Raw genomic sequence first — 23,126 nt, forward strand, 5'->3', positions numbered from 1 at the left:
CGTTTGCCATAGGCGCGGGAGAATCCGTTGACACAGCTCAACCAGCCCCGCGCATGCCGCCGAAGCCTGCGATCACGTTTGGGTTACGGCGCGGAATCCGACGTCGCGATGGCATGGATCAGCAGCAGACTGCTGAAGATGACGAACAAGGCGAACGCCTGGAATTCGCGTGGCGACATATCGAGCAGGACGAGCATCCACTCGATCGGCAGACCGGCGAGCATGAGCAGGAGAAGGCCGGTTGCCGCGAAGAAGATACCATCGAGGATCCTCAACACGATCGTCTTGGACGTCATGGCGTGCTCCCCGTTAAGGACACGCGCGCGGTCGGCTGCCCGCGGCTGCCTCCGCAATCGCCCCGGACCTCCCGCGGGGTCAGCCCGTACTGGCGTCGGAACGAGCGATTGAAGTGCGAGAGATCGCCGAAGCCGACATCATAGGCGATGCTGGCAATCGCAAGCTGGCCGTGAGCCGGGTGGCACAGCATGCGATGCGCGTTCGCAAGCCGCACGCCGGACAGGAACGCGGAGAAGGTGGTGCCGTCGATCTCGAACAGGCGCTGCACGTAGCGTGGCGTGACGTTCAATTTCGCCGCGATCGTCGCCACCGACATGTCGCGCCGTCGGCTGTTGGCGATGAGGAACGATTTTGCGAGCTTCAGCCGCGCCGCGCGCAATCCTCTCGCGCGCATCGTCTCGGCGAGGTCGGCGGCCGGCCCGATCGACAGCGCGAGCAGGTCCTGGACGTGGCGTACCGACAGATTGAGCAGTTGCGCATCGATCGCGCCGCTGCTGGCCATGAGCCAGCCCGCATAATGGTCGAGCAGCTGCAATGCGCCGCGATCGACCGGCATCGGCCGCATCAAGGCATCCGCGATGCTGACATCCGCGGCTTCGACCATCACGCGCGGCATCAGCAGTGTGAACGATCGACCATTGCTGGTGCGATGGAACGCGCTCGCATCGGCGCCGCTGAGGATCGCCGCCTCGCCTTCGCGCAGCTCGCGGGTCTGCCCGGCGGACTCGACGAACGCGGTTCCCTGGCGATTGATCGCGAGGATCACGTTGTCCGCACCGTCGGCGAGATAGCGGCCGGACCGCGAGATGCGCGCCGGCGTGGCCCAGGCATCGAGCAGTTGCAGCCCCGGCAGGGTCAGGGCCCGATTGCGCGCCTTGAACGCGAGATCCGGCGCGGGCTCGAAATCGACACGCAGCATGACCTGGCCGTAGTGCTCGCGCCAGAACGCCGCGCGCTCCGGTTCCGGAATGTTGTCGGTCGAGAATTCGACGATGCGCGAATTGAAACCTGACATGCGATCACCCGAGACAATCCGAAACTGAAACCTGGAGCCGCGCGCTCCATCCAAGGCGGAATCGATAGCGTCATCGCCGCAAACGCGGCGTCCTCCGATCAGAGGATGTCGCCTGTCGGAGGATGGCCGAATGTGAACTGGGTCACGCGCGGTCGTGCCAGCCCTGCCGATCGTCGCCGCGCGCCAAGACACAGGGCTTCGGGAGTGATGCCGTCTGCGGCCTTACAACCAACGAGGACGAGGATGACACTCACTGGACGATGTTTTTGCGGAGCGGTCGAAGTCGAGGTGTCCGGGGCGCCAGAGGCGATGGGCTATTGTCACTGCCGGTCGTGCCGCTCGTGGTCGGGCGGCCCTGTCAACGCCTTCAGCCTGTGGAAGCCGGACGCGGTCAGGATCGCAGCCGGCACCGAGCACGTGGCGATGTTCCAGAAGACGCCGTTGAGCCAGCGGCAGTACTGCGCCAAATGCGGTGGACATTTGATGACCACTCATCCGCCGCTCGGGCTGGTCGACGTGTTCGCGGCAACGCTTCCGGATCTCGATTTCAAGCCGGCCGTGCACGTGAACTATGCCGAGACCGTGCTGCCGATGCGCGACGGCCTGCCGAAGCTGAAGGACTTTCCGCGCGAGTTCGGCGGCTCGGGCGACGCCGTCGCTGAGTAGCCTGGCGATGCCGAGCCCCGGAGCATGACAGGCTCCGGGGCTCGGCCGGCGTCCTTCTCATATCTCATCAGTCGAGCAGATGCCGATGATCGTGGATCAATCGGCGCGCGGTGCGCAACCGCGACTCCTGAAGCGCGGCGAGCACGGCCCGCGCCATCCGGCGCATCCGACGTCGAATTCTGTGCGACTGTCGCCGCACGCGCGGCACAGGGATCCTCATCACTCATCTCCGGCCAAGTGAAGCTCCGATCGTGCGCCACTCCTCAGCCGACGGCCTGGGCAGGCCTGCCAATCTCGCGGCTTCGCGCGACCGTTGCGCGATGAACCTCACGCGCCGCATGCCGACCCATGAAGGGGAATATCGTCCACGCGCCCGGGTTGATTATTCAGACCGGCGCACCCTTTCCCGGTCATGGCAGCGAGGTCACCGTGCAGAGCGAGTTCTATTCGCGGGCGTTGGACGCCATCTATCAGGGCTTTGCGGAACCGGATGGCATCACGGACGCACTGGATTGCGTCCGGGAACTGACGAGGTCCGAGGGTGCCACCTTCGAGGTCATCGACCCGATCGTCCGGCAGCCCCTGACCTTTCACAGCAGCGGTGTTGCTGCGGCCGAGGGCGACGACTACCTCGCCTACTTCGCGCCCCGCAATCCGCGCCTGCGCATGGCGCTGAACCAACAGCGCGGCGAACTGGCCTGGGACTATCAGGTCATGGACGAGAGCGCCATGAACCGCGATCCGTTCTATGCAGAGTTCCTGCCGCGCGCCGGGCTTCGCTATTTCCTCTCAGCGGTGCTGGAGCGGTCGCCGCAGCGGATGGTCGCCCTGACCCTGCAGCGAACGCCGCGGCAGGGCCATGTCGGCAAGGCCGACATCGCCCTGATGCACCGCCTCACGCCCCATCTGCAGCGCGCACTTAGAATGCGAAACAGCCTCGTCACAGCCTATGGCAACGATATCGGCACGACCGCACTCGATGTGCTGAAGGACGGCGTCGCACTGCTCGATCCGAGAGGCGAGATCGTCTACCTCAATCCGAGCCTGCAAGCCATCTCGGCAGACGGCGCCATGTTCCGGATCGAGAGGCGCGGCATCGTCTTCGCCTCGGCCGATCTGCGCAATCGCTATGCGCGCGCGCTCAGCGCGGCGACGCGTACCGACGGCCTGATCGGCACGGATGCCGCGCTCGATTTCCTGGCGCCGCGTCCAGGCGGCTTGCCGCCTTGCACGATATCGCTGCGCTCCCTGCACAAACGACACCCTCGTTCGGATTGGCCCGCTGCGATGGTGGTGATGCTGGTGCGTGATCCGATGCGGGACAGCCCGGCGGCGCATCTGCTTCAGGACCTTCATGGTCTGACCAGGGCGGAGGCGCAACTGGCCTGTGCGCTGAGTACCGGCATGACTGCGGTCGAATATGCCGCGCATCGCGGCATCAAGGTCACGACGGTCTACACGCATCTCAAGCGCACCCGGGAGAAGACGGGATGGCGCAGCGTCGCCGAGCTGACGCGGCGCATCCACGAGATATCGATCGGTCTGCTGAATGCCGATCCTTAAGTCGCGGAAAACGCCGCGACCTGCTGCGCCAGCGCATCGCGCACGCGCACGACGACGTCGGCATAGTCACGTCGCGCGTCCTGGCGGAACAGCCGCACGCTCGGATACCAGGGACTGTCGTCACGGCCGAGCAGCCAGCGATAGTCCGGCGTGAAGGGCAGCATGATCCAGGTCGGCTTGCCCAGCGCGCCGGCCAGATGCGCCACGCTGGTATCGACGGTGAGGACGAGGTCGAGACTGTCGATCAGCGCAGCCGTGTCGACGAAGTCACGGATGTCGGCGGTGAGATCGAGAATCTCGTCGCGCGCGGCGAGCGCGGCCTTGTCGGACGGCCGAGGCTCCTTCTGCAGACTGACGAACCGCGCCCCAATCTTGAGCAGCGGCGCGAGCGCCAGCAGCGGAATCGAACGGTTGTGATCGTTGAGATGCGCGGGGTTGCCGGACCAGACGAGCCCGACCCGCAAGCGGTCATGCGGACCTAATCGCTGCTCCCAGATCGCCCGGCGCGCCTCGGGAGGGCGCGGCAGATAGCACGGCGCGGCAGGGATGGTGTCGAGCCGGGTGGCGAAGGCGAGCGGCAGGCTCGACAGCGGGCAGTGATAGTCGATGGAAGGCAGCGCATCGATGCCGCGGGCAAGGCACTGCGCCACGCCATCCAGGCCGGACAACAGCGGCTGCAGCGGCGCGTCGACCTCGAGCACCACGCGCGCGCCCTGCGCCGCCACCAGGGTGGCGTAGCGCGAAAACTGGATGGTGTCGCCGAGCCCCTCGTCGCTGTGCAGCAGGATCGTTTTGCCGGCCAGCGGCGCATCGGCAAGCCACAGCGGCGCCTCGAAGCTGCGCTCGACGAAGCCGACGGCGCGACATTTGCGTCCCCATTCGCGCGCCGCCCAGCCACGGGCGAAGTCGCCGGTCAGCAGCCGGAACAGCGCCGCGTTCCAATGCGCATCGGCGAGGTCCGGCTTCAGCGCGACGGCGCGATCGAAGCTGTCGAACGCCTCTGCGAAGCGATGCAGCTCGGCCAGCGACGTGCCGCGATGATTATGGAAATCCGCGGTCTGCGGCCGGAGCGCGATCGCCTTGTCGAACATGGCGACGGCGTCATCGTGACGGCCGAGGTTCTGCAGGATGCAGCCATAGCCATTGGCGACGTCGGGATCGTCAGGCGCCAGCGCCTGCGCACGGCGGCCGAACGTCTCGGCTTTTTGGTAGCGGCGCAGCCGCCGCAGGGCGATTCCCTTCAGATACAGCACGCCCGCCTGATCGGGCATCAGCCCCAGCGACTGCCCAAAGCGCGTGATGGCCTGCTCGTAATGGCCGGCATCGAAATGCAGTGCGCCGGCCTTGTTGGCCGCCTCGAGGTGGTCAGGCCTGAGCTGCGCCACCTGATCGAAGGCCAGGGCCGCCTCGTCGCGCCGCCCCTGCGCTTCCAGCACCTCGCCGAGACGAAACCAGGTCGCGGCGCGATCGGGCGCGAGCTGCAGCAGCCGATCGCAGGCCAGCGCCGCCTCGGCGTGCCGCTGCCTCAGTTGCAGCAGTTCGCCAAGCGCATCCCAGCTCTCGATCGCATCCGGCTGCAGCTGCAGCGCGCGATCGTAAGCCTTGATCGCTTCATCGGTGCGGCCGGCGAGCCGCAGCGCCTGCGCCAGGCCGACGAAGGACTCCGCGGCCGACATGTCCTGCCGAACGGCGCGGGCGAACCACTCAATCGCATCATCGGCGCGCTTGAGCGCCAGGCAGACCTGTCCCATCGCACGCAGCGCGTCGAGCGAGGCTGCGTCCAGCGTCAGCGCGCGGCGGCACGCATCCTCGGCCTGCGCGAGCTGTCCGGCGCGCAGCAGCCGCAAGGCCGCGGCACACAGCGCATCAGGCGTATCGCTGTGGCCCATCGATCCGGCTTTGGCCGGGGGCTTGCCGGCGGACCGGCGCGGCTTGTGCTTCATCAGGGGATCTCTGCGCTCGTGCTGCAAGCGGTAGATGATTCCCCGATGCGCGGAAAGATTGCGCCGTCGTCAGGCGACCGGCGCCGGTGCCAGCGGCGCCGCCTCGAGGCCGCCGAAGCGGCGCTCGCGGCCGCGGAAGGAGGCGAGCGCCTGGGCCAGATCGGCAGCATCGAAATCGGGCCACATGCGCTGGGTGAAGTGCAGCTCGGCATAGGCACCTTCCCAGAGCAGGAAGTCCGACAGGCGCTGCTCGCCGGAGGTGCGGATGATCAGGTCGACGTCGCGCAAGCTGGTTTCGCCGGTCACGAGATCGGAGAAGGCCGCACGCGTCAGGCCATCGAGCTCGCGGGCCTTCGCCGCCGCCGCGAGGATGGCGTCGCGCGCCGAATAGTCGACGGCGATGCGCAGGTGCAGGGTGCTGCCGTCACGGGTGGCCGCTTCGGCCCGGCCGATCGCGTCGGCGATGCCGCCGGGCAGCCGGTCGCGACGGCCGATCACGGTGAGGCGGACGCCATTGCGCACCAGCGCCTCCACCTCGCTGGCGAGATAGATCCGCAGCAGCGCCATCAGGGCTGCGACCTCGGCCCGCGGGCGTCGCCAATTGTCGCTGGAGAACGCATACAGCGTCAGCGTGCCGATGGCCTGGTCGGGCGCGGCTTCGACGACGCGCCGAATCGCCTCGACGCCCGCCTCGTGCCCGCGCAGCCGCGACAGGCCCTTGCGCGTCGCCCAGCGGCCATTGCCATCCATGATGATGCCAACATGCAGGCCATCCACCACAGCAGGCGATTGAGGTTGCAGACTACTTTGCATTGCAAAGCTCCAGGTCAAAAATAAACGCGATGCGAGAGTCAGACGCGGCCCGGGATCAGGCCGACCGACGATGGCGTGTGCTCCTTGCCGGCAGCGGCCGCGGCGTCGCGGACGAGGCGCTCAAGCACGGCGAGATAGTCGAGGAAGCGGCGGCGTCCCGCCTTCGTCAGCCGGCAGGTGGTATGCGGGCGATTGCCCTCATAGCCCTTGGTGACCTCGACGAGACCGGCCTCCTGCAGCACCTGCAGATGCCGCGACAGATTGCCGTCGGTCAGCCCGCAGAGCTGCTTGAGGTCGGCAAAGGCGAGACCCTTCGGGTGCGCCATCAGCGAGGTGAGCAGGCCGAGCCTTGCCTTCTCGTGGATGACGCGATCGAGGCCGTCATAGGAGAACGGCGCGCTGCCATCAGTCTTCGACATCGGACTCTCCGGTCGCAAAATACAGAATGCCCGCCATCAGCCCCTGTCCGATCGCGAACGGAAGCCCCATCGTCCACGGCGACAGCGCATGCGTGGCGCTGCCGACCAGCAACACGGCGAAGCCGGCCATGAAATAGAACGCCCCGGCAAGCGCCACCGTGCGCGGCAGCGAGCGCACCGACGCGAACACGCCGAGCGACATCAGGATCTGCCACAGGCCCGGCAGCATCCACAGCGCCTCCGGCGCGAACTTCCACAACAGCACCGCGAGCAGCACGCCGGCGATGCCCGCTGGCAGGAACTGCTCGACCGCCTGATGGATCATCGCATCTGCAAGGCCGGAATGATGCCGGCGCGATCGCGCCCGCATCTCGAACCAGATCATGGTCAGCGACACGCAGGCTGCCGCCGCCCATCCGAGCAGGAACGTCCACGCGTCGGCCGTCGGGTCGCGCAGAAACAGCTGCTGAAGCAGCGCAGTGACCAGCGCGACGGCCGAGGTCGCGGCCATCGTCGCCGGCCCGTAGCCGCGAAATGCCGTGCCCGCCGCAAGCTGGCTGCGGATCGCGATGATGTCCGCCAGCGCCTTATCGAGATCGCGCATGTCTCACCTGAAGCCGGTGACCGGCTCGTATAACTTTGCGGTACAAAGTATATACGAACGCAAAGTCGATGCAAGCCCGCGCGATCCCGGAAGCGCGCCTGCGTCAGCCGATCGGTCGCGCACGCCGACCCACTCGGTCGAGGGTGTCAGTAATACTGATAGCGGTGCACGCGGCGCGGCGGCGGCATATCGACATAGACCGAGGGGCGGCGGCGGGCAGGATCGAACGCGACGCGCGGATTGATGCCGCAGCCTGCATTGCGCCCGGAGGCACTCGCCCGGCATTGCTCGAAGGTCTGGTAGGAGCAGTCACCGGGGTAACCGACGCCTCGGCCCTGCACACACCAGGGATAGTCGTAACCGCCTGCGGAGGCCGGCGCGATACCGCCACCAAGTGCAACGCCGACGAGGCCGGCTGCCATCATCATAACCTTGCGCATGATCTGTTCCTCTTCTGGCCGGAGGGTTGCACCACACCGGCATGGTCAAAAAACGACAAATCGGCGGAACGGATCACCAACCAAGGCAGTGACGTGTCGCGTGCGCGGCACGTCACCTTCAGCCCTCGACACCCGTCTGGCGGGCTGGCGCCTCATCGAAGACCTGCCGCGGCGCGCGGCCCGGCGATCGCGGCGTCGCCTACTCGTCTCATTCGACCTTCAGGCCGGCGAACTCGACGACCTTCTTCCACTTCTCGGTCTCGGCGACGATCTGGGCGCCGAACTGCTCCGGCGACTGGATCAGCGGCTCGCCGCCGAGATCGACGAGACGGGTCTTGATCTCGGGCTCGGCCAGGATGGTGTTGACCTGCTTGTTGAGCTTCTCGATGATCTCCTTCGGCGTGTTCTTCGGCGCGCCGATACCGAACAGCGCGCTCGCCTCGTAACCGGGTACGGTCTCGGCGACGGCCTGGACGTCCGGCAATTGCGGTGAGCGCTGCTGGGTGGTGACGCCGAGCGCCCGCAACGAGCCGGAGCGGATGTGCTGGATGATGGAGGGCATGTTGTCGAAGATGACCTGCACCTGGCCGCCGAGCATGTCGGTGATCGCCGGCGCCGCGCCGCGATAGGGCACGTGCTGCATCTTGGTTCCGGTCATCGCCATGAACATCTCGCCCGACAGATGCACCGAGGTGCCGTTGCCGGACGAGGCCATGTTCACCTTGCCAGGGTTCGCCTTGAGATAGGCGATGAACTCGGCGACGGTCTTGGCCTCGATGTCCTTGTTGACGGTCATCACGTTGGGGACGCGGTTGAACGAGGCCACCGGCGCGATATCGCGGACGAAGTTGAATTTGAGATTGGTGTAGAGGCTGGCATTGATGTAGTTGGCCGGATTGACCAGCAACACGGTGTAGCCGTCCGCCGCCGCGTTCACCACGGCATCGGTGCCGATATTGTTGCCGGCTCCCGGCTTGTTCTCGACGATGAACTGCTGACCGAGCGTCTCGGACAGCCGCTGGCCGATCAGCCGCGCCAGGATGTCGGTCGCGCCGCCCGGAGGATACCCCACCACGAAGCGGACGGGACGGGTGGGATAGTCGGCCGCGGAGGCGTTGCGAACAGCAGCGATGGACGGGACGGCGGAGGCGATCAGACCAAGCGCGGTACGACGTGAAATCATGCGTTTCCTCAGGCATTATCGTTGGGCGGCGGTCAACGAGCCGCCAGGATCTATTGTAACATCGATTGTAACAGAGTGCCGCGATGGCGGCGAGATCGATGTCCCATCAGGAGGGAAGAGCCCATGCCGGTCAAGGTCGATGCGCTCGATCATCTGGTCATCAATGTCGCCGACGTCGAGCGCACGACGGCGTGGTATCAAGCAGTGCTGGGCATGACGGTCCAGGTGTTTGATCCCGGACAAGGCAAGGCGAGGCGCACGTCGCTGCTGTTCGGGAACCAGAAGATCAACGTGCGACCGAAGGACGCGGACAAGGTCGACTGGTTCACGGCCGACCACGTCGTGGCCGGCAGCGACGACCTCTGCTTCCTCACCACCAGCACCCCCGACGAGGTTGTGGCGCATCTCAGGGCGCTCGGCGTCGCCATCGAAGAAGGCCCGGTCGCCAAGCAGGGCGCGCGCGGCACCCTGCGCTCGGTGTATTGCCGCGACCCCGACGGCAGCCTGATCGAGATCTCGTCGTATCAGGATTGAGCCGGGGCCACGCCGAGGTCATTGCCTCGCGGTCTCGCCGCTCTTCTCCATTTTGGCGGCGATCTCGCTGCGCGACCATCCGGTCAGTTGCGCGAGATCCGTCGCCTCCCTGGCGAAGCGTGCGGCGAGATTGTCCTGGTAGGTCTTCGCCGCTGGACAGGACGCCTCGCCCCGCCAGGGGTGGTGCTGGACATAGCGGCCCTGGAAATTGCCGCGGTCCTTGGTCTCGATGAACACGATGTCCTCGGGGAACGTCTTGGCATCGTAGCGCACGTGCAGCCGGGTCGCGTAGGCATCGGAGCCGCCACGGCGCGTGGTGCGGAACGAGGCGTCGTCGTCGCTGCCGATCCAGCGCGCGCCGAGCTCGACCAGCTCCCTGTTGCTCATCGGATCGGCGGCGCAGGGGTCGCACCATCCCATGTCCCAGGCATATTCGACGAACACCGCCTGCATGTTCTCACGCGCGACGGCGCGCTCGAACAGCGCCTTGTAGAACGGCCCGAACTCGTCCTTCACATAGAGCGGGACATCGATATCGGATGGGATCTTCACCGTGCGATAATTGGCCGCCTCGATGCGGCCGCTCCTCGTCAGGGCATAGATGATGAGGTCCTGCGGTCCCCTGGCATTGACCGTGCCGAGCCGCAGCGGCACCATGAACTTGGCGCTCCGGTAGCGTACCTGCAGGGGCCGGAGCTGGCCGTTCCCCAGTCCCTTCATCCGCTCGACATTGACCTTGGCGACGAAGAACCGCATGCCCTGCCTGATGTAGCTGCCGAGCACGGACTCCGCGCCCGCCGGGATGCGATAGTCGTTGTCGGTCAGCCAGCGGGTCAGGCCGTCGCTCTCCTGCGCCGACAGGATCAGCACGTCGTATTCAGCGACGTCGTAGCTGGCCTCGACGGTGACGCCATAGTTCCGCCGGGCCATCTCGTAGACGGCGCCTGCCATCATTGGCGCCGCGGGCATCGCCCGCGCCGCGACGACGACCGGCGCGCAAGGATCGGCATCATGATATTCGACCAGCCGCGGCGCGGTGTATTTGTCGAGATGATCGATCGTCTTCGGCTCGACCACGCCGATCTGCTTGCGCTCGATGAAGGTCGGCACGGGAACGACGACCGCGAACTCCTTCACGTCGCCCTCGAAGTCGCTGGCCATCGTGATCGCGGTCTGCTCGCCGTCGCGGGCCAGCACGACCTTCGACGACTGGTTGAACAGTTTTGCATCCGCCTGGGCGACATAGAAGCCGCAGAAGGCATTCGCCGGCGCCATCGCCGCGTTGGCCAGGATCGCGGTGGCCGCGACGCCGGTGCGGAAGAGCTTGTTGTCACGCGGGGTCATGTCGACACTCCTTCGGGAACGGATGAACGCCAGGAAAAGCGGGTCTCAGGGACGAGCCGATCGAGCAGCAGCGTGAGCGGCGACAGCGCGATCAGCGCCACATAGAGCGCCGGCCGCATCTGCAGGGCGAAGGTGAGGTAGTGCGCCGCGACCGCAACGCTCAGCGCGAACAGCAGCCGGCCGACGCGCGAGTCCGGCGAGGTGCGCGGGTCGGAGATCATGAAGAAGGTGAAGATCAGCAGCGAGCCGCTCTGCAGCTGATGCAGCGGAATCGCCAGGGGATCGCCGAGCCAGGCGGCGCGCAGCAGCAGGAGCGCGGCGTGACTTGCGAAGAAATACAGCGCGATATCCACCCGGCGGGACGCGCTGAGCACGAGGATCGCGAAGAAGCCGGCGAGGCTCGCGAACCAGATCTCCGTACCCCATTGGCCCGGCGAGATCCACACGCTCTTGGAGCCGAGCAGCAGCCCCACGATCGCGAGCCCGGCCGGGTTGAACATGTGCTTGCCGTCGATGCGCAGCACGAATTTGGAGCCGATCGCGATCATGGCCGCCGCCGCATGCAGCCACAGCGCATCGGCGCGCAACAGCAGGCTGAGCGAGAGGCCGGTGATCAGCGGCGATTTGAGATCGAGCGGCACGCCGGCGATGCGGCAGCAGACCACCTGCGTGAGCAGCGCCATGGTGACCGCGATCACGCTCGCGGCGGGACGCGCGCCGAAATCGATCGCGGCGAAATTGATCGCCAGCAGCGTCGCCAATGCCGCGATCTGGAAATAGCGCGCATCGGGCAGCCGCCATGGTCGTGGCTCGGCCTGCATGCAAACCTCCGGGCGTGTCTTGCCGCGCCATTGGTCGCCCGCGGACGGAGACGGGTTCAATCCCGATTTGATCGCGGCGGCGCGAGGTGGCAAAAGATGACGACAAGAACGAAGCGGCCGGAGACAGGCCGTACTCAAGAATGGCGGGAGCGAAGATGAACGGAACGACGATGGCAGCGGGCACGGTGACGCCGTTCGACGGCATGGACGTGCCCTGGCTGTTGAAGCTGCGCAGCGAGACCCGGCGCGACCATCCGTTCCTGATCTCCGCCCCGTTCGATGCGCCGGCGCGCCGCTGGACCTATGGCGCCTTTCACGACCGTGTCGGCGCCTTGGCCGCAGGGCTGGTCAAGCGCGGCGTCCGGCCTGGCGATGCCGTGCTGATCCATCTCGACAATTGCGTCGAGGCGATGCTCGCCTGGTTCGCCTGTGTCGAACTCGGCGCACTCGCCGTCACGACCAACACGCGCTCGGCAGCCGCCGAAATGAGCTACTTCGCCGAGCACTGTCGCGCGGTGGCGGCGATCACCCAGCCGGCCTATGCCGAGATGATCGCAGCGCATTGCCGCGGTCTCAAGTGGATGGCCGTGATCTCGCACGATCCCGGTCAGGCGGAGGCGCCGGCCGTCGGACGCGGCGAGCGCTTCGAAGCGCTGTTTGCCGACAGTGCCGACCGGCCGCGGCGGCCGGCCGACCCGCTGGCGCCTTGCAGCGTGCAATACACCTCGGGCACGACGTCACGGCCGAAGGCGGTGCTGTGGACGCATGCCAACGCGCTATGGGGCGCCAAGGTCAATGCCGTGCACGAGGACCTGCATCAGGGCGACGTGCACCAGACCTATCTGCCGCTGTTCCACACCAACGCGCTGGCCTATTCGATGCTGGCCACGCTCTGGGTCGGCGCGACCTGCGTGATCCAGCCGCGCTTCTCCGCGAGCCGCTTCTGGAGCGTCGCGCTCGAGCATGGCTGCACCTGGACCTCGACCATCCCGTTCTGCATGAAGGCGCTGCTCGACCAGGAGGTGCCGAAGCATCACAAGTTCCGGCTGTGGGGCACGGCGGTATCCGAGCCGCCTGCGTTTGCCAGGTTCGGCATCAAGATCATCGGCTGGTGGGGCATGACCGAGACCATCACCCACGGCATCGTCGGCGAGATCGACCAGCCCAACGCGCCGATGTCGATCGGCCGGGCCGCACCGGAATACACCATCCGCATCACCGACGATGACGGCCGGCCCACCGAGGTCGGCGCCACCGGCAACCTCGCCATCAAGGGCGTGCCTGGCCTGTCGCTGTTCGCCGAATATCTCTACAACGCCGAAGCGACCCGCACGAGCTACGATGCCGACGGCTTCTTCCTCACCGGTGACCGCGTCACGCGCCTGGCCGACGGCTTCATCAAGTTCGGCGATCGCACCAAGGACATGCTCAAGGTCGGCGGCGAGAACGTCGCGGCGTCCGAGATCGAGCAGGTGATCATCACCGTGCCCGGCGTGCGCGAGACCGCCGTCGTCGCCAGGAAGCATCCGATGCTGGACGAGGTGCCGGTCGCGTTCGTGATCCCGCAGCCCGGGATCGCGCGCGACGAACTTCCCGGGAAGGTGCTGGCCGCCTGCCGCGCCGGTCTCGCCGACTTCAAGGTGCCGCGCGAGGTGAAGCTCGTCGATGAGATGCCGCGCTCGACCCTGGAGAAGGTCGCAAAGGCCGAGCTGCGCAAGCTGCTGGATTGAGGAGGATCGAGCGGCTCGACCTCAAGACATCTCCACGCGGATCGGCAGCTTCTTCGGCCCGTTGACGAAAGTCGCCTGCGTCATCTTCACCGGGCCCGCCGGCGACAGCGACGCGAGGCGCGGCAGCAACTCCTCGAACAGGATGCGCATCTCGAGCCTGGCGAGATGCTGGCCGAGGCAGAGATGCGCGCCATAGCCGAAGGCGACGTGCCGGTTCGGCTTGCGGTCGCAACGGAACGTGTCGGGCTCGTTGAACACGGCTTCGTCGCGATTGCCTGACGCGTAGCACAGCATGAGCCAGTCGCCCTTCGCGATATGGCGGCCGCCGAGCTCGGTGTCGGCGGTGGCGCTGCGCATGAAGTGCTTGACCGGCGTCATCCAGCGGATCGCCTCGTCGACGAGTCCGGGGATCAGCGCGGGATCGGCCTTGACGCGCGCGAATTGTTCGGGGTCTTCCGCCAGCGCCCAGATCGCGCCGGCGGTCGACGACGACGTCGTGTCGTGGCCTGCGGTCGCAACGATCATGTAGTAGCTGGTGCGGTCATGCAGCGGCATGTCCTCGCCGTTGATCCTGGCATTGGCGATGACGGTGGCGAGATCGTCGCGCGGATTGGCCCTGCGGTCGTCGGTGATGCGCTGGAAGTAGGCGGCGAAATCCGCGACCACGGCCTGCAGCATGGCCGCGAACACCTCCGCCGACAGCGCCTCGCGCACCCGCGCGGTGTCCGGATCCTGCGGGCCGAACAGCTCCTGCGTCAGCTTGAGCATGCGCGGCTCATCTTCTTCCGGCACGCCGAGGATCTCCATGATCACATGCAGCGGATAGCCGAGCGCGACGTCCGCGACGAAATCGCAGACGCCGCCATTGGCCGCGGCCTTCGCCGCCATGCGGTCGACGGTCGCACGCGCGATCTGGCGAATGCGCGGCTCGAATTTGGCGATGTTGGCCGGCATGAACCAGCCCTGCGTCAGCGCGCGATATTTCGGATGGTCCGGCGCATCCATCTGCACCAGCGAACGCACGAGATTGGGCTGGCCGGTAATCTTGTGAACGCGCTCCAGCACCGCCTTGTTGGTCAGGGTGGTCGCACGGTCGGCATTGTGGAACAGATCGTTCTGACGGCTGATGGCGAGAATGTCAGCGTGCCGCGTCACCACCCAGAACGGATCGAACGCATCGAGCTCGGCCCGCCCGAGCGGGTTGTTGGCGCGCAGCCAGCGATAGGCATCATGGATGCGGTGGTCGGCGTAGCAGGTCGGATCGACCAGCGCGGCGGCGATGGGCCCGGGAATGACCTCGCCGGCCTGTTCGGCTGCGCCCATGCTGCTCCTCCCGCCTTTCATCGATTGGCGGGTAGGATAGTGCGCCTCCGCCGAGATGCACTTGCGTCGAGCAGCTACCGCCGGGCGATGGATGCGCTCTCAGGCGATCGCGTCAATGCGCGCCCATCGCGACCGGGCGGAACGCCTGCAGCAGTTGCTGGTCGAGCTTCGGGCCCATGTTCTCCATGATCTGGAACGCACGGGCATGGGTGAAGGCCGGCCGATAGGCGCGGTGCTCGATCAGCGCGGCGTAGATGTCGACGATCGTGGTGAGGCGCACGATGTCGCTGATCTGCTCGTTGTGCAGCCCGTCAGGGTATCCGGAGCCGTCGAGGAACTCGTGGTGATGCAGGATGACGTCGAGCATCTCCGGCGGGAAGCCGCCCTGCCGCCACAGCGCCTCGTAGCCGCGGCGCGGATGCTGGCGCAGCAGCGCGATCTCCTCCGCCGTCAGCTTGCCCTGCTTGTCGAGGATCGCGACCGGAATGAACGCCTTGCCGACGTCGTGCAGCAGCGCCGCGCGGACCAGTCGGCGCTGATCGTCGTCGCGCATGCCCAGATGAATCGAGAAGCCGACCGCAAGCCCGGTCACGAACAGGCAATGCCGGTAGGTGTCGTTGTGGTGACAGCCGACCACGGTCATCCATTCGCGCAAGGACGAGTGCTTGATCGCCTTCAGGATCTTGTTCTCGGCCGCGACAATGTCCTCCATCGTCAGATGCGCGCCGGTGGGCAGCTTCTCGAAGATCTTGACCATGATGGCCTGCGCGGCCTCGACGCCGCGATTGAGCAGCTTGCCGCGATCAGTCTCGTCATAGCCGTCGTCGGCGGGGAGCGCCGAGCGGATGCGCTGCAGCACATCGGCGGGGCTGAACGGCCGCGCGATGGTGTCGGTGGCGCCCAGCGCCCACGCCTGCATGGTGGCGTGGTGCAGCGCCTCGGCCAGCACGAACAGCCGGGGCACCTCGCTATAGGCGCGCGACGACAGCTTCTTGCGCACCCGCTGCACGCTCTCCGGCGAGCGCAGGTTGATGTCGACGATCACGCCGGAGAAGCGGTTGCCGGGGTTCTCGGGGATTTCGGTGGTCGGCATCATGTCGACGTCGCCGACCGAGCGCAGGATGCGCGCCAGCTCGCTGCTCTGGTCACCGCGATCCGACGCGAGCAGGAGATGGCGCCTGTTCGCGGTCTGGGTCACGGTCTGCTTGGCTGTCGCGCTCATACGGGCTCGCCCCCTGCGGTTTGCTGCTCATGCAAGTTACCGGGATACGGGTTCGTCGCGGCTTAAGCCGATCATTCAAGCTGTATCGTTTCAGGTGAGCGAGAGGTTAAGGGAATTGGTCAAATCGTCCGGCGCGGAGACCTGACCGCAGCGCAAAAAGCAACCGCCGGAGACTGGCTCCGGCGGTTCCCAGATACGGCGCTGGCCGCGCGACGACGCTAGGCCTTCATCGCCGCCTTGACCGCCGCCGACGTGATCGGCAGCGAGCGCAGCCGCGCACCGCAGGCGTTGTAGATGGCGTTGCCGAGCGCCGGCGCGACCACGGTCACCGCGGGCTCGCCGACGCCGGTCGCCTTTTCGCCATTGGCGATGACGGCGATCGCAACCTCCGGCACCTGGCTCATGCGCAGCGGCGTGTAGCTGTCGAAGTTGGTCTGCTCGATGCCGCCGTCCTTCAACGTCGCCTTCTCGTACATCGCCAGCGACAGCCCCCACAGCGCCGCGCCCTCGACCTGGGCGCGGATGTTGTCGGGATGCACCTGGGTGCCGACGTCGGTCGCCACGGTGAGCTTCTTCACCGTGACCGCGCCGTCGTCAGCCACCGCGACATGGGCGACGCACGCCGTCCAGCTCGCGGTCGCCCGCTCCTGCGACGACACGCAGGACACGCCCATGCCCTCGCCCTTCGGCAGCTTCTTCGCGCCGTAGCCGGACAGGCCCATCGCCGCCAGCAGCGTGTTACGCAGCCGCTGTGCGCCGCCGTCGTTCTTGCCCTTGCCGTCGAGCAGCGCGATGCGGAACTGCGCCGGGTCCTGTCCCGAGGCCACCGCGATCTCGTCGATCATGCTCTCGACCGCCCAGAACGTCCAACCCGGCGCCACCGAGCGGAGCTGCCCGGACGGCGTCGCATTGTGCGCGAGCTCGTTCTTGATCGCGCGCACATGGTGGTTGGGCACGGTGTAGAAGAAGTCGGCGCCGTTGACCGTGAACGAGTCGAGCGGGCCCTTCTTGTCGACCGAGGGCGACAGGAAGTCCGGGATGCCCCAGCGCGCCGTCGGCCAGGCCGAGACGACGTCGTGGCTGAGCGCGATCAGCTTGCCGTTGCTGTCGAGCCCGGCCTTGACCTTCTGGTAGGTGAGCGGCCGCGAGTAGTCCATCGTCATGTCGTTCTCGCGGGAGTAGATCACCTTGACCGGCTTGCCCACGGCCTTGGCCGCCTGCACCGCCGGCACCATCATGTCGGCATCGAGCCTGCGGCCGAAGCCGCCGCCGAGCCAGGCCTGGTGCATCACGACATATTTCGGATCGATCCCTGCAGCACCCGCCGCGATCGCGCCGGAGCGGGTCGCGAACTGATTGCCGGAGTAGATGTGCAGGATGTCGCCCTTGAACTCGGCGGTCGCGTTCATCGGCTCCAGCGGCGCATGGATGTTGATGCTGGTGGTGTACTCCGCCTCCAGCACCTTGGCCGCGCCCGATAGCGCTGCAATGGGATCGCCGTCCTTGACGAAGAACTGCCCGGCATCGTCCTGCGCCTGCAGCCGCATCGCCTCGGTGATGATGGTGTCGGTGCTGACATTGGCGTAGGGGCCTTTGTCGTAGCTGATCTTGAGCGCGTCCGCCGCCTTCCTGGCGTTGGCATAGGTGTTGGCGACCGCCACTACCCAGCCCGAGGTCGAACCGGTCTTGTCGTCGAGCGTCACCGCCTTGATGAAGCCCGGCACCTTCTTGGCCTCGGAATCGTCGACCGCCGTGACCGTGGCGCCGAAACGCACCGGCGGCGTGACGACCTTGCCGTAGACCATGCCCGGCAGCATCGTATCGATGCCGTATTTCGCCGTGCCGTTGGTCTTGGAAGGAATGTCGAGCTGCGGCACCGAGACGCCGATCATGGTGTACTGATCGGGCGTCTTGAGCGTCAGCGCCTTGAGCTCGTCGGCCGTGAAGCTCTTGGTGATCTTGCCGCTCTTGACGATCTCGGCATAGCTCATCTGCTTCTTGGACTTCGGATGCATCACGACGCTGTCGCGCACGACCAGCTCCTTGGCCGGCACGCCCATCGCGGTCGCCGCCGCCTCGGTGAGCGCGATGCGGCCGGCTGCGCCGGCGCGGCTCATGGCATCGAAGTTCATCATCGTGCTCCAGCTGCCGCCGGTGATCTGGGCGCCGAGCACGGGATCGTTGAACTTCGGATCGTTGGAGGCGAGCTGGACCCGCATGTCCTTCCAGGCGGCGCCGAGCTCCTCGCAAACGATCTGCGCCATGGTGGACGCAATGTGCTGGCCCATGTCGGCCTTGCCGCAGGTCACGGTCACGATGCCGTCCGGCGCAATCGCGTACCACACGCTGGGCTCGAAGTTTGCAGGCGCCGCGGCGGCGAGTGCGCTGTCGGCGAGGCCGGCGTAACCGAGCACGAGGCCGGTCGCGGCGGTGCCGACCAGGAAGGAGCGGCGGCTGAGATCGGGGGCCATCGAAGGCGCTGCTTTCACGTGCTGGTTCATGTCGCCCTCCGGTCGCTGGTGTTCGACGCGGTGCGCATCTCGGACGCGGCGCGCTGGATCGCCTTCTGGATCCGCGAATAGGTCATGCAGCGGCAGAGATTGCCGTCCATATGTGCGACGATCTCCTCCTTGGTCGGGCTCGTGGTCTTGGCGAGCAGCGAGGCCGCCTGCATGATCTGGCCGGACTGGCAGTAGCCGCATTGCGGCACCTGCTCGGCGATCCACGCCTTCTGCAGGGGATGATCGCCCTTCTGCGACAGCCCCTCGATGGTGGTGATCTTCTTGTTCGCGACGTCGCCGACCATGGTCTGGCACGAGCGCACGGCCTCGCCGTTGACATGCACGGTGCAGGCGCCGCACAGCCCGGCGCCGCAGCCGAACTTGGTTCCGGTCATCTGCAACTGCTCGCGGATGACCCATAGCAGCGGCGTGTCGTGCGCCGCGTCGACGGACATGGTCCGCCCGTTGATGGTGAGATTGGGCATGTGGTTTCTTCCCCGTCCGGCGTGCGACTTCGCTTACGGCGAAGTTCGGTTTTAGCGATTCGCTGGGACCCACCGGATAGATGCCAGCCATCATGAGAATGATCGCGTTGCCGCGGCGACGCAACGGGATTTGAGCGTCGGCTTGGCAAATGAGACGGCATTTGCGTTGTGCAGCGCGAACGATGCTGGGCTCGTGACGCCGCGCACGCTAAGAAGAGATGCAGCCAACGCCGACAGCGAGAAGAGATTTCAGCCCATGAGACCATCCATACGCATGACGCGGTGCCTGGCTGCGGCCATGCTGCCGAGCCTGTCGGCCGTAACCCCTGCTGCGGCAGGGCAGACGCCCGGCGTCGCTGACGCGCCTTTCACAGCGACGTTATTCAATGTCACGCCGCTTGCCTTCGGCATGGATGTCGGGGAGACATCGCGCGTGCTGGATCAGCCGTTGATCTATCTGAGCGGCCTCCCCGGCAACGAGACCTTTCTGGCACTGCGTAATCTCGGCGGCAGCGGACTGGTCCCGCACCGTCATCGGCTGTTCCTCCAGTTCCGCAAGGGACGGCTGACCGGCTGGAAAGAGGACTACGGTACCAACTGGATGTGGCGCTGAAGCGTGCGCTGCGACTTCGTAAAGGACAGAACGTGGGACAGGACATCAAGCTCACCGCATCCGACGGCTTCCAGCTCGGCGCCTATCGCGCCGATCCGACGGCGACGCCGAAGGGCGCGCTGGTCGTGATCCAGGAGATCTTCGGCGTCAATCATCACATCCGCAATGTCTGCGACCGGCTCGCCGCCGAAGGCTACGTCGCGATCGCACCGGCGATCTTCGACCGCGTTGAGCCCAATTTCACCTCGGGCTATTCACCGGACGAAATCGCCGTGGCGCGGAAATTCGTCGCCAATCCCGACTGGCCCGCCATGCTGCGCGATACCCAGGCGGCGATCGACGCGGTCAAGGACGCAGGCCCGGTCGGCATCATCGGCTTCTGCCTCGGCGGCAGCATCGCCTATGCGGCCGCGACCAAGCTCACCGGGTTGAAGGCCGCGGTCGGCTACTACGGCGGCGCTATCGTCCGCTTCGCCGACGACAAGCCGACGGTGCCGACCCAGCTACATTTCGGCGAGAAGGACGCGGGCATCCCCTTGAGCGACGTCGAGACCATCAAGGCGAAGCGGCCCGACGTCGAAATCTTCGTCTATCCGGGCGCGCAGCACGGTTTCGGCTGCGACGAGCGCGGCAGCTATGACAAGCCGAGTTCCGATTTGGCGTGGTCCCGCAGCCTCGCGTTCTTCGCGCAGAATCTGCGCTAAAAGTTCATCCATCGTCATTGCGAGCGCAGCGAAGCAATCCAGGGCTGCGTGCGGGACTCTGGATTGCTTCGCTGCGCTCGCAATGACGGAGTATGGAGCGTCGTGCTACTGCGCAGCGATTGTCATCGCACCCGGACGATCAGAACCAGCGCTCGCCGACCTGGATGGTGTCGCCCGGCTTGAGCGACGTCCCAAGCGGCACCTCGTAGCGTGCCACGCCCGAGGGATCAGTGTGCGTCAAGGTGACGATGTCGCGCCGTGCCCGCGGCGAGAAGCCGCCGGCGATCGCGATCGCGCTCTCCACCGTCATGTTGGGCACGTAGGGGTACTGGCCGGGCGCCTGCACCTCGCCGAGGATGAAGAACGGGCGATAGGCCTCGATCTCGACCGCCACCGAGGGCTCGCGGATGTAGCCGTTGCGCAGCTTGGCGGTGATCTCGGCAGCAAGGCCGGCGGTGGTGCGGCCGCGCGCCGGCACGCTGCCGATCAGCGGCATCGTGATCGATCCGGACGCATCGATCGCATAGGTGTTGGTCAGGCCCTCCTGGCCGTAGACGACGACGCGCAGCTTGTCGCCGGCGTCGAGATGATAGGCGGAGTCGCTGCGCGCCGGCGCATAGCCGGCGGGAACGACATACGCGCCTGCGCGGGTGGCGGCAGCGAACGAGTTGCGCAGCGCCGGGATCGCCCCGCCCTGCCCGGTGGCGGCAACCGGGCCGGTGGAAGGCGTTCCATAGGCCATCGCGTCGAGATCGCTCTGCGGCTGGACGGCAGCGACGGGGGAGATCGTCTGCATGCAGCCCGACAACAGAATCGCGGACAGGACGGCAATGACCGGAACGAACAACGCGCGCACTCGAACAATCCTTGAATGAGGATGTGGGTTAGTCATGCGCGGTTAAGGTTAACAAACCGTTGGCGCGTGCAGTCCGTGCATCCGCAAGCGCGCCGCGGTGAAGGCGGTTCGAAAAAAATCCCCCTCCCACCGCGAGGGAGAGGGACCCGAGAATATTCGGCGCGATCCGGCGCGCGGCTGGCCTATGCGCTCACGCCGACCCCGATCGGGCACGCGACGCCCGTTCCGCCGAGGCCGCAATATCCGGCCGGATTCTTCGCCAGGTACTGCTGATGATAATCCTCGGCGAAATAGAACGGCCCTGCCGGGACGATCTCGGTCGTGATCGCTCCGAGCCCCTTGGCGCGCAGCGCCGACTCGTAGGCGGCCTTCGACGCTTCGGCCGCCTCGCGCTGCGCGTCGCTGAACGTGTAGATCGCCGAGCGATACTGCGTGCCGACGTCGTTGCCCTGGCGCATGCCCTGGGTCGGGTCGTGGCTCTCCCAGAACGTCTTCAGGAGGCGCTCGTAGGACATGACCTTGGGATCGAACACCACCAGCACGACCTCGGTATGCGCCGTCTGCCCCGAGCACACCTCCTCATAGGTCGGATTCGGCGTATGACCGCCGGCATAGCCGACGGCGGTGACGTGGATGCCGTCGCCGAGCTGCCAGAACTTGCGCTCGGCGCCCCAGAAGCAGCCGAGCCCGAACACGGCCTGCGCGAGACCGTCCGGATAGGGTGGCAACAGGCGGCGACCGTTGACGAAATGCGTCGCGGCGGTCGGGATCGGCTGAGCGCGGCCGGGCAGCGCCTCGGCGGCAGACGGCATGACGGGGGCTTTGCGCATGAAGAACATGGGATGTCTCCGCTCATGGCCAGCGTCCGCGGGACGGCCCGCGGCGCGATGACCTCTTGTCAGGGGAATATATAGGGCTCTACGGGTCCGGCAGTAGCGCTGTTACGCCGCGCCGACGGTTCCCGCGGCGTGCTGCCGGCGGAAGCCCATACATCTGCCCGCGCAGCGAGACGAACCGCCGCGCTCAGTCGCGTCCATAGCCGATCAGCGGCTTGCGCGGCCGGAACAGCAGCATCAGCAGGATTCCAAGCAGTCCAAGCACCGCAAACACCGGCTGGTCCAAAAACACCTTGACGATCCACTCCCACAAGAACGGGGCCTTGGCCTCGATCCAGGCCTTGAAGGCGGCTTGGCTCGCCTGGTGGACGTCGTTCCAGAGCTGGCCGAAACGGGTGAACTGCAGGGTCTGGTCGGCCACCCAGCGCGCGCCGTCATAGACCAGGAAGATGAAGCTTCCGGCCAGCAGCAACAGCCCTACCAGACGGAAAAAACCGCGGATCATGCCTCACCTGCCCTCTCTCGCACGCCCTTGCGGGCAGCAAGGCCATAGCGGGGCCCCCGCAGAAATTCAACCTCGTCAGGGGCTTAGAACCGGGTTTTGGTCGATTCCGGCCGCCGCGGGCGCTCCGAGACCGTTGACGCTCGGCAGGCCTGCCCCTATAAGGTCGCCATTGGCGGTGGGCGCAATCCCGCCGCCGCTGTTCTTTGAGCAGCGCCGATCCGCCGAGCATCCGCTCCGGTCATGGCATTCTCAGAGAGGCGTCCGAACAACCCACCGCGTCGATGGGGCCGCGTCAAGCGGGCCGCGCGCGTACCCGCAAGAGCGGCGACTGCTCGCCGCCGAAGGATATTTGAGAGCATGGCCAACACGACCTCCGCGAAGAAAGCGACGCGCAAGATTGCCCGCCGCACCATCATCAACAAGTCGCGCCGCACCCAGATGCGCGGCGCCGTTCGCTCCGTCGAGGACGCGATCAAGAAGGGCGACCGCGAGGCTGCGCTGAAGGCGATGGCCAACGCCGAGCCGCAGCTGATGCGCGCCGCGCAGCGCAACATCATTCACAAGAACAACGCGAGCCGCAAAGTGTCGCGCCTCACGCATCAGATCGCCAAGCTCGCGAAGTAACGCGACCGCGCCACTGGCGAACTATCAAGATGCAAACAGCCCGGCTCGCGCCGGGCTTTTCTTTTTGCGCATTGCGCCGGAGCAC

At 66.5% G+C, this 23,126-nt stretch carries 24 protein-coding genes; 7 read left to right on the forward strand and 17 right to left on the reverse strand.

The features are described 5' to 3' along the window. Positions 1-83 precede the first annotated feature (83 nt). Both ACQR2C_RS30920 and ACQR2C_RS30925 read right to left on the reverse strand, forming a co-directional pair. Positions 84-296: a hypothetical protein gene (locus tag ACQR2C_RS30920; RefSeq protein WP_315803867.1), complete on the reverse strand. Its 213-nt coding sequence runs from the start codon at positions 294-296 to the stop codon at positions 84-86. Beyond that, the gene (locus ACQR2C_RS30925) at positions 293-1,312 is read right to left on the reverse strand and encodes a helix-turn-helix domain-containing protein (RefSeq protein ID WP_434882819.1); all 1,020 of its coding nucleotides are present in this window, start codon (positions 1,310-1,312) and stop codon (positions 293-295) included. Before ACQR2C_RS30925 ends, ACQR2C_RS30920 begins: the two co-directional genes overlap by 4 nt. Before the next feature lie 243 nt (positions 1,313-1,555). Between ACQR2C_RS30925 and ACQR2C_RS30930 the strand changes: the two genes are divergently transcribed. Together ACQR2C_RS30930 and ACQR2C_RS30935 are read left to right on the forward strand one after the other, a co-directional pair. Further along, positions 1,556-1,978, forward strand: coding sequence for a GFA family protein (locus tag ACQR2C_RS30930; RefSeq protein ID WP_315803869.1), 423 nt, complete (start codon positions 1,556-1,558; stop codon positions 1,976-1,978). A gap of 348 nt (positions 1,979-2,326) precedes the next feature. After that, positions 2,327-3,541, forward strand: a complete 1,215-nt coding sequence (locus tag ACQR2C_RS30935; protein WP_316237989.1) for a helix-turn-helix transcriptional regulator — start codon at positions 2,327-2,329, stop codon at positions 3,539-3,541. Here the strand turns inward: ACQR2C_RS30935 and ACQR2C_RS30940 are convergent. From ACQR2C_RS30940 to ACQR2C_RS30965, 6 genes are all read right to left on the reverse strand, one after another. Next, positions 3,538-5,484 carry a tetratricopeptide repeat protein gene (locus tag ACQR2C_RS30940; protein WP_434882820.1) on the reverse strand — a complete coding sequence of 649 codons (1,947 nt, stop codon included), beginning with the start codon at positions 5,482-5,484 and terminating at the stop codon, positions 3,538-3,540. The genes ACQR2C_RS30935 and ACQR2C_RS30940 overlap by 4 nt on opposite strands. 69 nt (positions 5,485-5,553) lie before the next feature. After that, a complete protein-coding gene (locus ACQR2C_RS30945; protein ID WP_434882821.1) occupies positions 5,554-6,297 on the reverse strand; it encodes a di-trans,poly-cis-decaprenylcistransferase in 744 nt (247 codons plus the stop codon). A gap of 38 nt (positions 6,298-6,335) precedes the next feature. Then, positions 6,336-6,716: a winged helix-turn-helix domain-containing protein gene (locus tag ACQR2C_RS30950; RefSeq protein WP_315735483.1), complete on the reverse strand. Its 381-nt coding sequence runs from the start codon at positions 6,714-6,716 to the stop codon at positions 6,336-6,338. Beyond that, positions 6,703-7,320 (reverse strand): hypothetical protein, encoded by a 618-nt coding sequence (locus tag ACQR2C_RS30955; RefSeq protein WP_315715042.1) that lies wholly within the window; start codon positions 7,318-7,320, stop codon positions 6,703-6,705. The genes ACQR2C_RS30950 and ACQR2C_RS30955 overlap by 14 nt, the downstream gene beginning before the upstream one ends. A 146-nt stretch (positions 7,321-7,466) precedes the next feature. Next, complete coding sequence (locus ACQR2C_RS30960; protein ID WP_315803874.1) at positions 7,467-7,760, reverse strand: DUF3551 domain-containing protein; 294 nt, start codon at positions 7,758-7,760, stop codon at positions 7,467-7,469. Between the two features lie 208 nt (positions 7,761-7,968). Next, entirely contained in the window at positions 7,969-8,943 is a 975-nt protein-coding gene (locus ACQR2C_RS30965) for a Bug family tripartite tricarboxylate transporter substrate binding protein (RefSeq protein WP_434874633.1), read from the reverse strand. Between the two features lie 123 nt (positions 8,944-9,066). Here ACQR2C_RS30965 and ACQR2C_RS30970 point away from each other — a divergent pair, with 123 nt between their 5' ends. After that, complete coding sequence (locus ACQR2C_RS30970) at positions 9,067-9,477, forward strand: VOC family protein (RefSeq protein WP_315803876.1); 411 nt, start codon at positions 9,067-9,069, stop codon at positions 9,475-9,477. 18 nt (positions 9,478-9,495) lie between these two features. Here ACQR2C_RS30970 and ACQR2C_RS30975 read toward each other — a convergent pair whose 3' ends face one another. Then, entirely contained in the window at positions 9,496-10,821 is a 1,326-nt protein-coding gene (locus tag ACQR2C_RS30975) for a DUF2330 domain-containing protein (protein ID WP_434882822.1), read from the reverse strand. Next, on the reverse strand, positions 10,818-11,642 hold the full coding sequence (locus tag ACQR2C_RS30980) for an RnfABCDGE type electron transport complex subunit D (RefSeq protein WP_315803878.1): 825 nt from the start codon (positions 11,640-11,642) through the stop codon (positions 10,818-10,820). Before ACQR2C_RS30980 ends, ACQR2C_RS30975 begins: the two co-directional genes overlap by 4 nt. A 155-nt stretch (positions 11,643-11,797) precedes the next feature. On the opposite strand from ACQR2C_RS30980, the gene ACQR2C_RS30985 reads away from it, so the two are divergent. Beyond that, positions 11,798-13,372 carry an AMP-binding protein gene (locus ACQR2C_RS30985; protein ID WP_434882823.1) on the forward strand — a complete coding sequence of 525 codons (1,575 nt, stop codon included), beginning with the start codon at positions 11,798-11,800 and terminating at the stop codon, positions 13,370-13,372. Between the two features lie 21 nt (positions 13,373-13,393). On the opposite strand, the gene ACQR2C_RS30990 is transcribed toward ACQR2C_RS30985, so the two are convergent. The 4 genes from ACQR2C_RS30990 to ACQR2C_RS31005 form a co-directional block, all read right to left on the reverse strand. After that, a complete protein-coding gene (locus ACQR2C_RS30990) occupies positions 13,394-14,695 on the reverse strand; it encodes a cytochrome P450 (protein WP_434882824.1) in 1,302 nt (433 codons plus the stop codon). 112 nt (positions 14,696-14,807) lie between these two features. Beyond that, positions 14,808-15,917 (reverse strand): HD-GYP domain-containing protein, encoded by a 1,110-nt coding sequence (locus ACQR2C_RS30995; RefSeq protein ID WP_315803881.1) that lies wholly within the window; start codon positions 15,915-15,917, stop codon positions 14,808-14,810. Positions 15,918-16,135: 218 nt separating this feature from the next. Beyond that, complete coding sequence (locus ACQR2C_RS31000; protein WP_316215338.1) at positions 16,136-18,418, reverse strand: xanthine dehydrogenase family protein molybdopterin-binding subunit; 2,283 nt, start codon at positions 18,416-18,418, stop codon at positions 16,136-16,138. After that, entirely contained in the window at positions 18,415-18,903 is a 489-nt protein-coding gene (locus ACQR2C_RS31005; RefSeq protein ID WP_315735504.1) for a (2Fe-2S)-binding protein, read from the reverse strand. Before ACQR2C_RS31005 ends, ACQR2C_RS31000 begins: the two co-directional genes overlap by 4 nt. A 298-nt stretch (positions 18,904-19,201) precedes the next feature. Between ACQR2C_RS31005 and ACQR2C_RS31010 the strand changes: the two genes are divergently transcribed. Beyond that, positions 19,202-19,516 (forward strand): hypothetical protein, encoded by a 315-nt coding sequence (locus ACQR2C_RS31010; RefSeq protein ID WP_434882825.1) that lies wholly within the window; start codon positions 19,202-19,204, stop codon positions 19,514-19,516. Between the two features lie 32 nt (positions 19,517-19,548). Beyond that, positions 19,549-20,220, forward strand: coding sequence for a dienelactone hydrolase family protein (locus ACQR2C_RS31015; RefSeq protein WP_434882826.1), 672 nt, complete (start codon positions 19,549-19,551; stop codon positions 20,218-20,220). Between the two features lie 139 nt (positions 20,221-20,359). On the opposite strand, the gene ACQR2C_RS31020 is transcribed toward ACQR2C_RS31015, so the two are convergent. From ACQR2C_RS31020 to ACQR2C_RS31030, 3 genes are all read right to left on the reverse strand, one after another. Beyond that, positions 20,360-21,076: a polysaccharide biosynthesis/export family protein gene (locus ACQR2C_RS31020; protein ID WP_434882827.1), complete on the reverse strand. Its 717-nt coding sequence runs from the start codon at positions 21,074-21,076 to the stop codon at positions 20,360-20,362. Positions 21,077-21,258: 182 nt separating this feature from the next. After that, a complete protein-coding gene (msrA, locus tag ACQR2C_RS31025) occupies positions 21,259-21,915 on the reverse strand; it encodes a peptide-methionine (S)-S-oxide reductase MsrA (RefSeq protein WP_434882828.1) in 657 nt (218 codons plus the stop codon). Positions 21,916-22,099: 184 nt separating this feature from the next. Further along, positions 22,100-22,417: a hypothetical protein gene (locus ACQR2C_RS31030; RefSeq protein ID WP_315715027.1), complete on the reverse strand. Its 318-nt coding sequence runs from the start codon at positions 22,415-22,417 to the stop codon at positions 22,100-22,102. Between the two features lie 357 nt (positions 22,418-22,774). Between ACQR2C_RS31030 and rpsT the strand changes: the two genes are divergently transcribed. Further along, complete coding sequence (rpsT, locus tag ACQR2C_RS31035; protein WP_012047584.1) at positions 22,775-23,041, forward strand: 30S ribosomal protein S20; 267 nt, start codon at positions 22,775-22,777, stop codon at positions 23,039-23,041. The last annotated feature ends 85 nt before the right edge of the window (positions 23,042-23,126 follow it).

This window comes from Bradyrhizobium sp. HKCCYLRH3061, from assembly GCF_051168015.1.
Classification (GTDB): domain Bacteria; phylum Pseudomonadota; class Alphaproteobacteria; order Rhizobiales; family Xanthobacteraceae; genus Bradyrhizobium.

Excerpts from the sequence above, each read along its gene's own strand:
- ACQR2C_RS30965 (WP_434874633.1), bottom strand. The coding sequence starts at position 8,943 with ATGATTTCACGTCGTACCGCGCTTGGTCTGATCGCCTCCGCCGTCCCG.
- ACQR2C_RS30935 (WP_316237989.1), top strand. The coding sequence starts at position 2,327 with ATGAAGGGGAATATCGTCCACGCGCCCGGGTTGATTATTCAGACCGGC.
- ACQR2C_RS31030 (WP_315715027.1), bottom strand. The coding sequence starts at position 22,417 with ATGATCCGCGGTTTTTTCCGTCTGGTAGGGCTGTTGCTGCTGGCCGGA.
- ACQR2C_RS30975 (WP_434882822.1), bottom strand. The coding sequence starts at position 10,821 with ATGACCCCGCGTGACAACAAGCTCTTCCGCACCGGCGTCGCGGCCACC.
- ACQR2C_RS30990 (WP_434882824.1), bottom strand. The coding sequence starts at position 14,695 with ATGGGCGCAGCCGAACAGGCCGGCGAGGTCATTCCCGGGCCCATCGCC.
- ACQR2C_RS30950 (WP_315735483.1), bottom strand. The coding sequence starts at position 6,716 with ATGTCGAAGACTGATGGCAGCGCGCCGTTCTCCTATGACGGCCTCGAT.
- ACQR2C_RS30960 (WP_315803874.1), bottom strand. The coding sequence starts at position 7,760 with ATGCGCAAGGTTATGATGATGGCAGCCGGCCTCGTCGGCGTTGCACTT.
- ACQR2C_RS30925 (WP_434882819.1), bottom strand. The coding sequence starts at position 1,312 with ATGTCAGGTTTCAATTCGCGCATCGTCGAATTCTCGACCGACAACATT.
- ACQR2C_RS30985 (WP_434882823.1), top strand. The coding sequence starts at position 11,798 with ATGAACGGAACGACGATGGCAGCGGGCACGGTGACGCCGTTCGACGGC.
- ACQR2C_RS31000 (WP_316215338.1), bottom strand. The coding sequence starts at position 18,418 with ATGAACCAGCACGTGAAAGCAGCGCCTTCGATGGCCCCCGATCTCAGC.
- ACQR2C_RS30980 (WP_315803878.1), bottom strand. The coding sequence starts at position 11,642 with ATGCAGGCCGAGCCACGACCATGGCGGCTGCCCGATGCGCGCTATTTC.
- ACQR2C_RS30945 (WP_434882821.1), bottom strand. The coding sequence starts at position 6,297 with ATGCAAAGTAGTCTGCAACCTCAATCGCCTGCTGTGGTGGATGGCCTG.
- ACQR2C_RS30920 (WP_315803867.1), bottom strand. The coding sequence starts at position 296 with ATGACGTCCAAGACGATCGTGTTGAGGATCCTCGATGGTATCTTCTTC.
- ACQR2C_RS31010 (WP_434882825.1), top strand. The coding sequence starts at position 19,202 with ATGCTGCCGAGCCTGTCGGCCGTAACCCCTGCTGCGGCAGGGCAGACG.
- rpsT (WP_012047584.1), top strand. The coding sequence starts at position 22,775 with ATGGCCAACACGACCTCCGCGAAGAAAGCGACGCGCAAGATTGCCCGC.
- msrA (WP_434882828.1), bottom strand. The coding sequence starts at position 21,915 with ATGTTCTTCATGCGCAAAGCCCCCGTCATGCCGTCTGCCGCCGAGGCG.
- ACQR2C_RS30970 (WP_315803876.1), top strand. The coding sequence starts at position 9,067 with ATGCCGGTCAAGGTCGATGCGCTCGATCATCTGGTCATCAATGTCGCC.
- ACQR2C_RS30955 (WP_315715042.1), bottom strand. The coding sequence starts at position 7,320 with ATGCGCGATCTCGATAAGGCGCTGGCGGACATCATCGCGATCCGCAGC.
- ACQR2C_RS30930 (WP_315803869.1), top strand. The coding sequence starts at position 1,556 with ATGACACTCACTGGACGATGTTTTTGCGGAGCGGTCGAAGTCGAGGTG.
- ACQR2C_RS31005 (WP_315735504.1), bottom strand. The coding sequence starts at position 18,903 with ATGCCCAATCTCACCATCAACGGGCGGACCATGTCCGTCGACGCGGCG.
- ACQR2C_RS30995 (WP_315803881.1), bottom strand. The coding sequence starts at position 15,917 with ATGAGCGCGACAGCCAAGCAGACCGTGACCCAGACCGCGAACAGGCGC.
- ACQR2C_RS30940 (WP_434882820.1), bottom strand. The coding sequence starts at position 5,484 with ATGAAGCACAAGCCGCGCCGGTCCGCCGGCAAGCCCCCGGCCAAAGCC.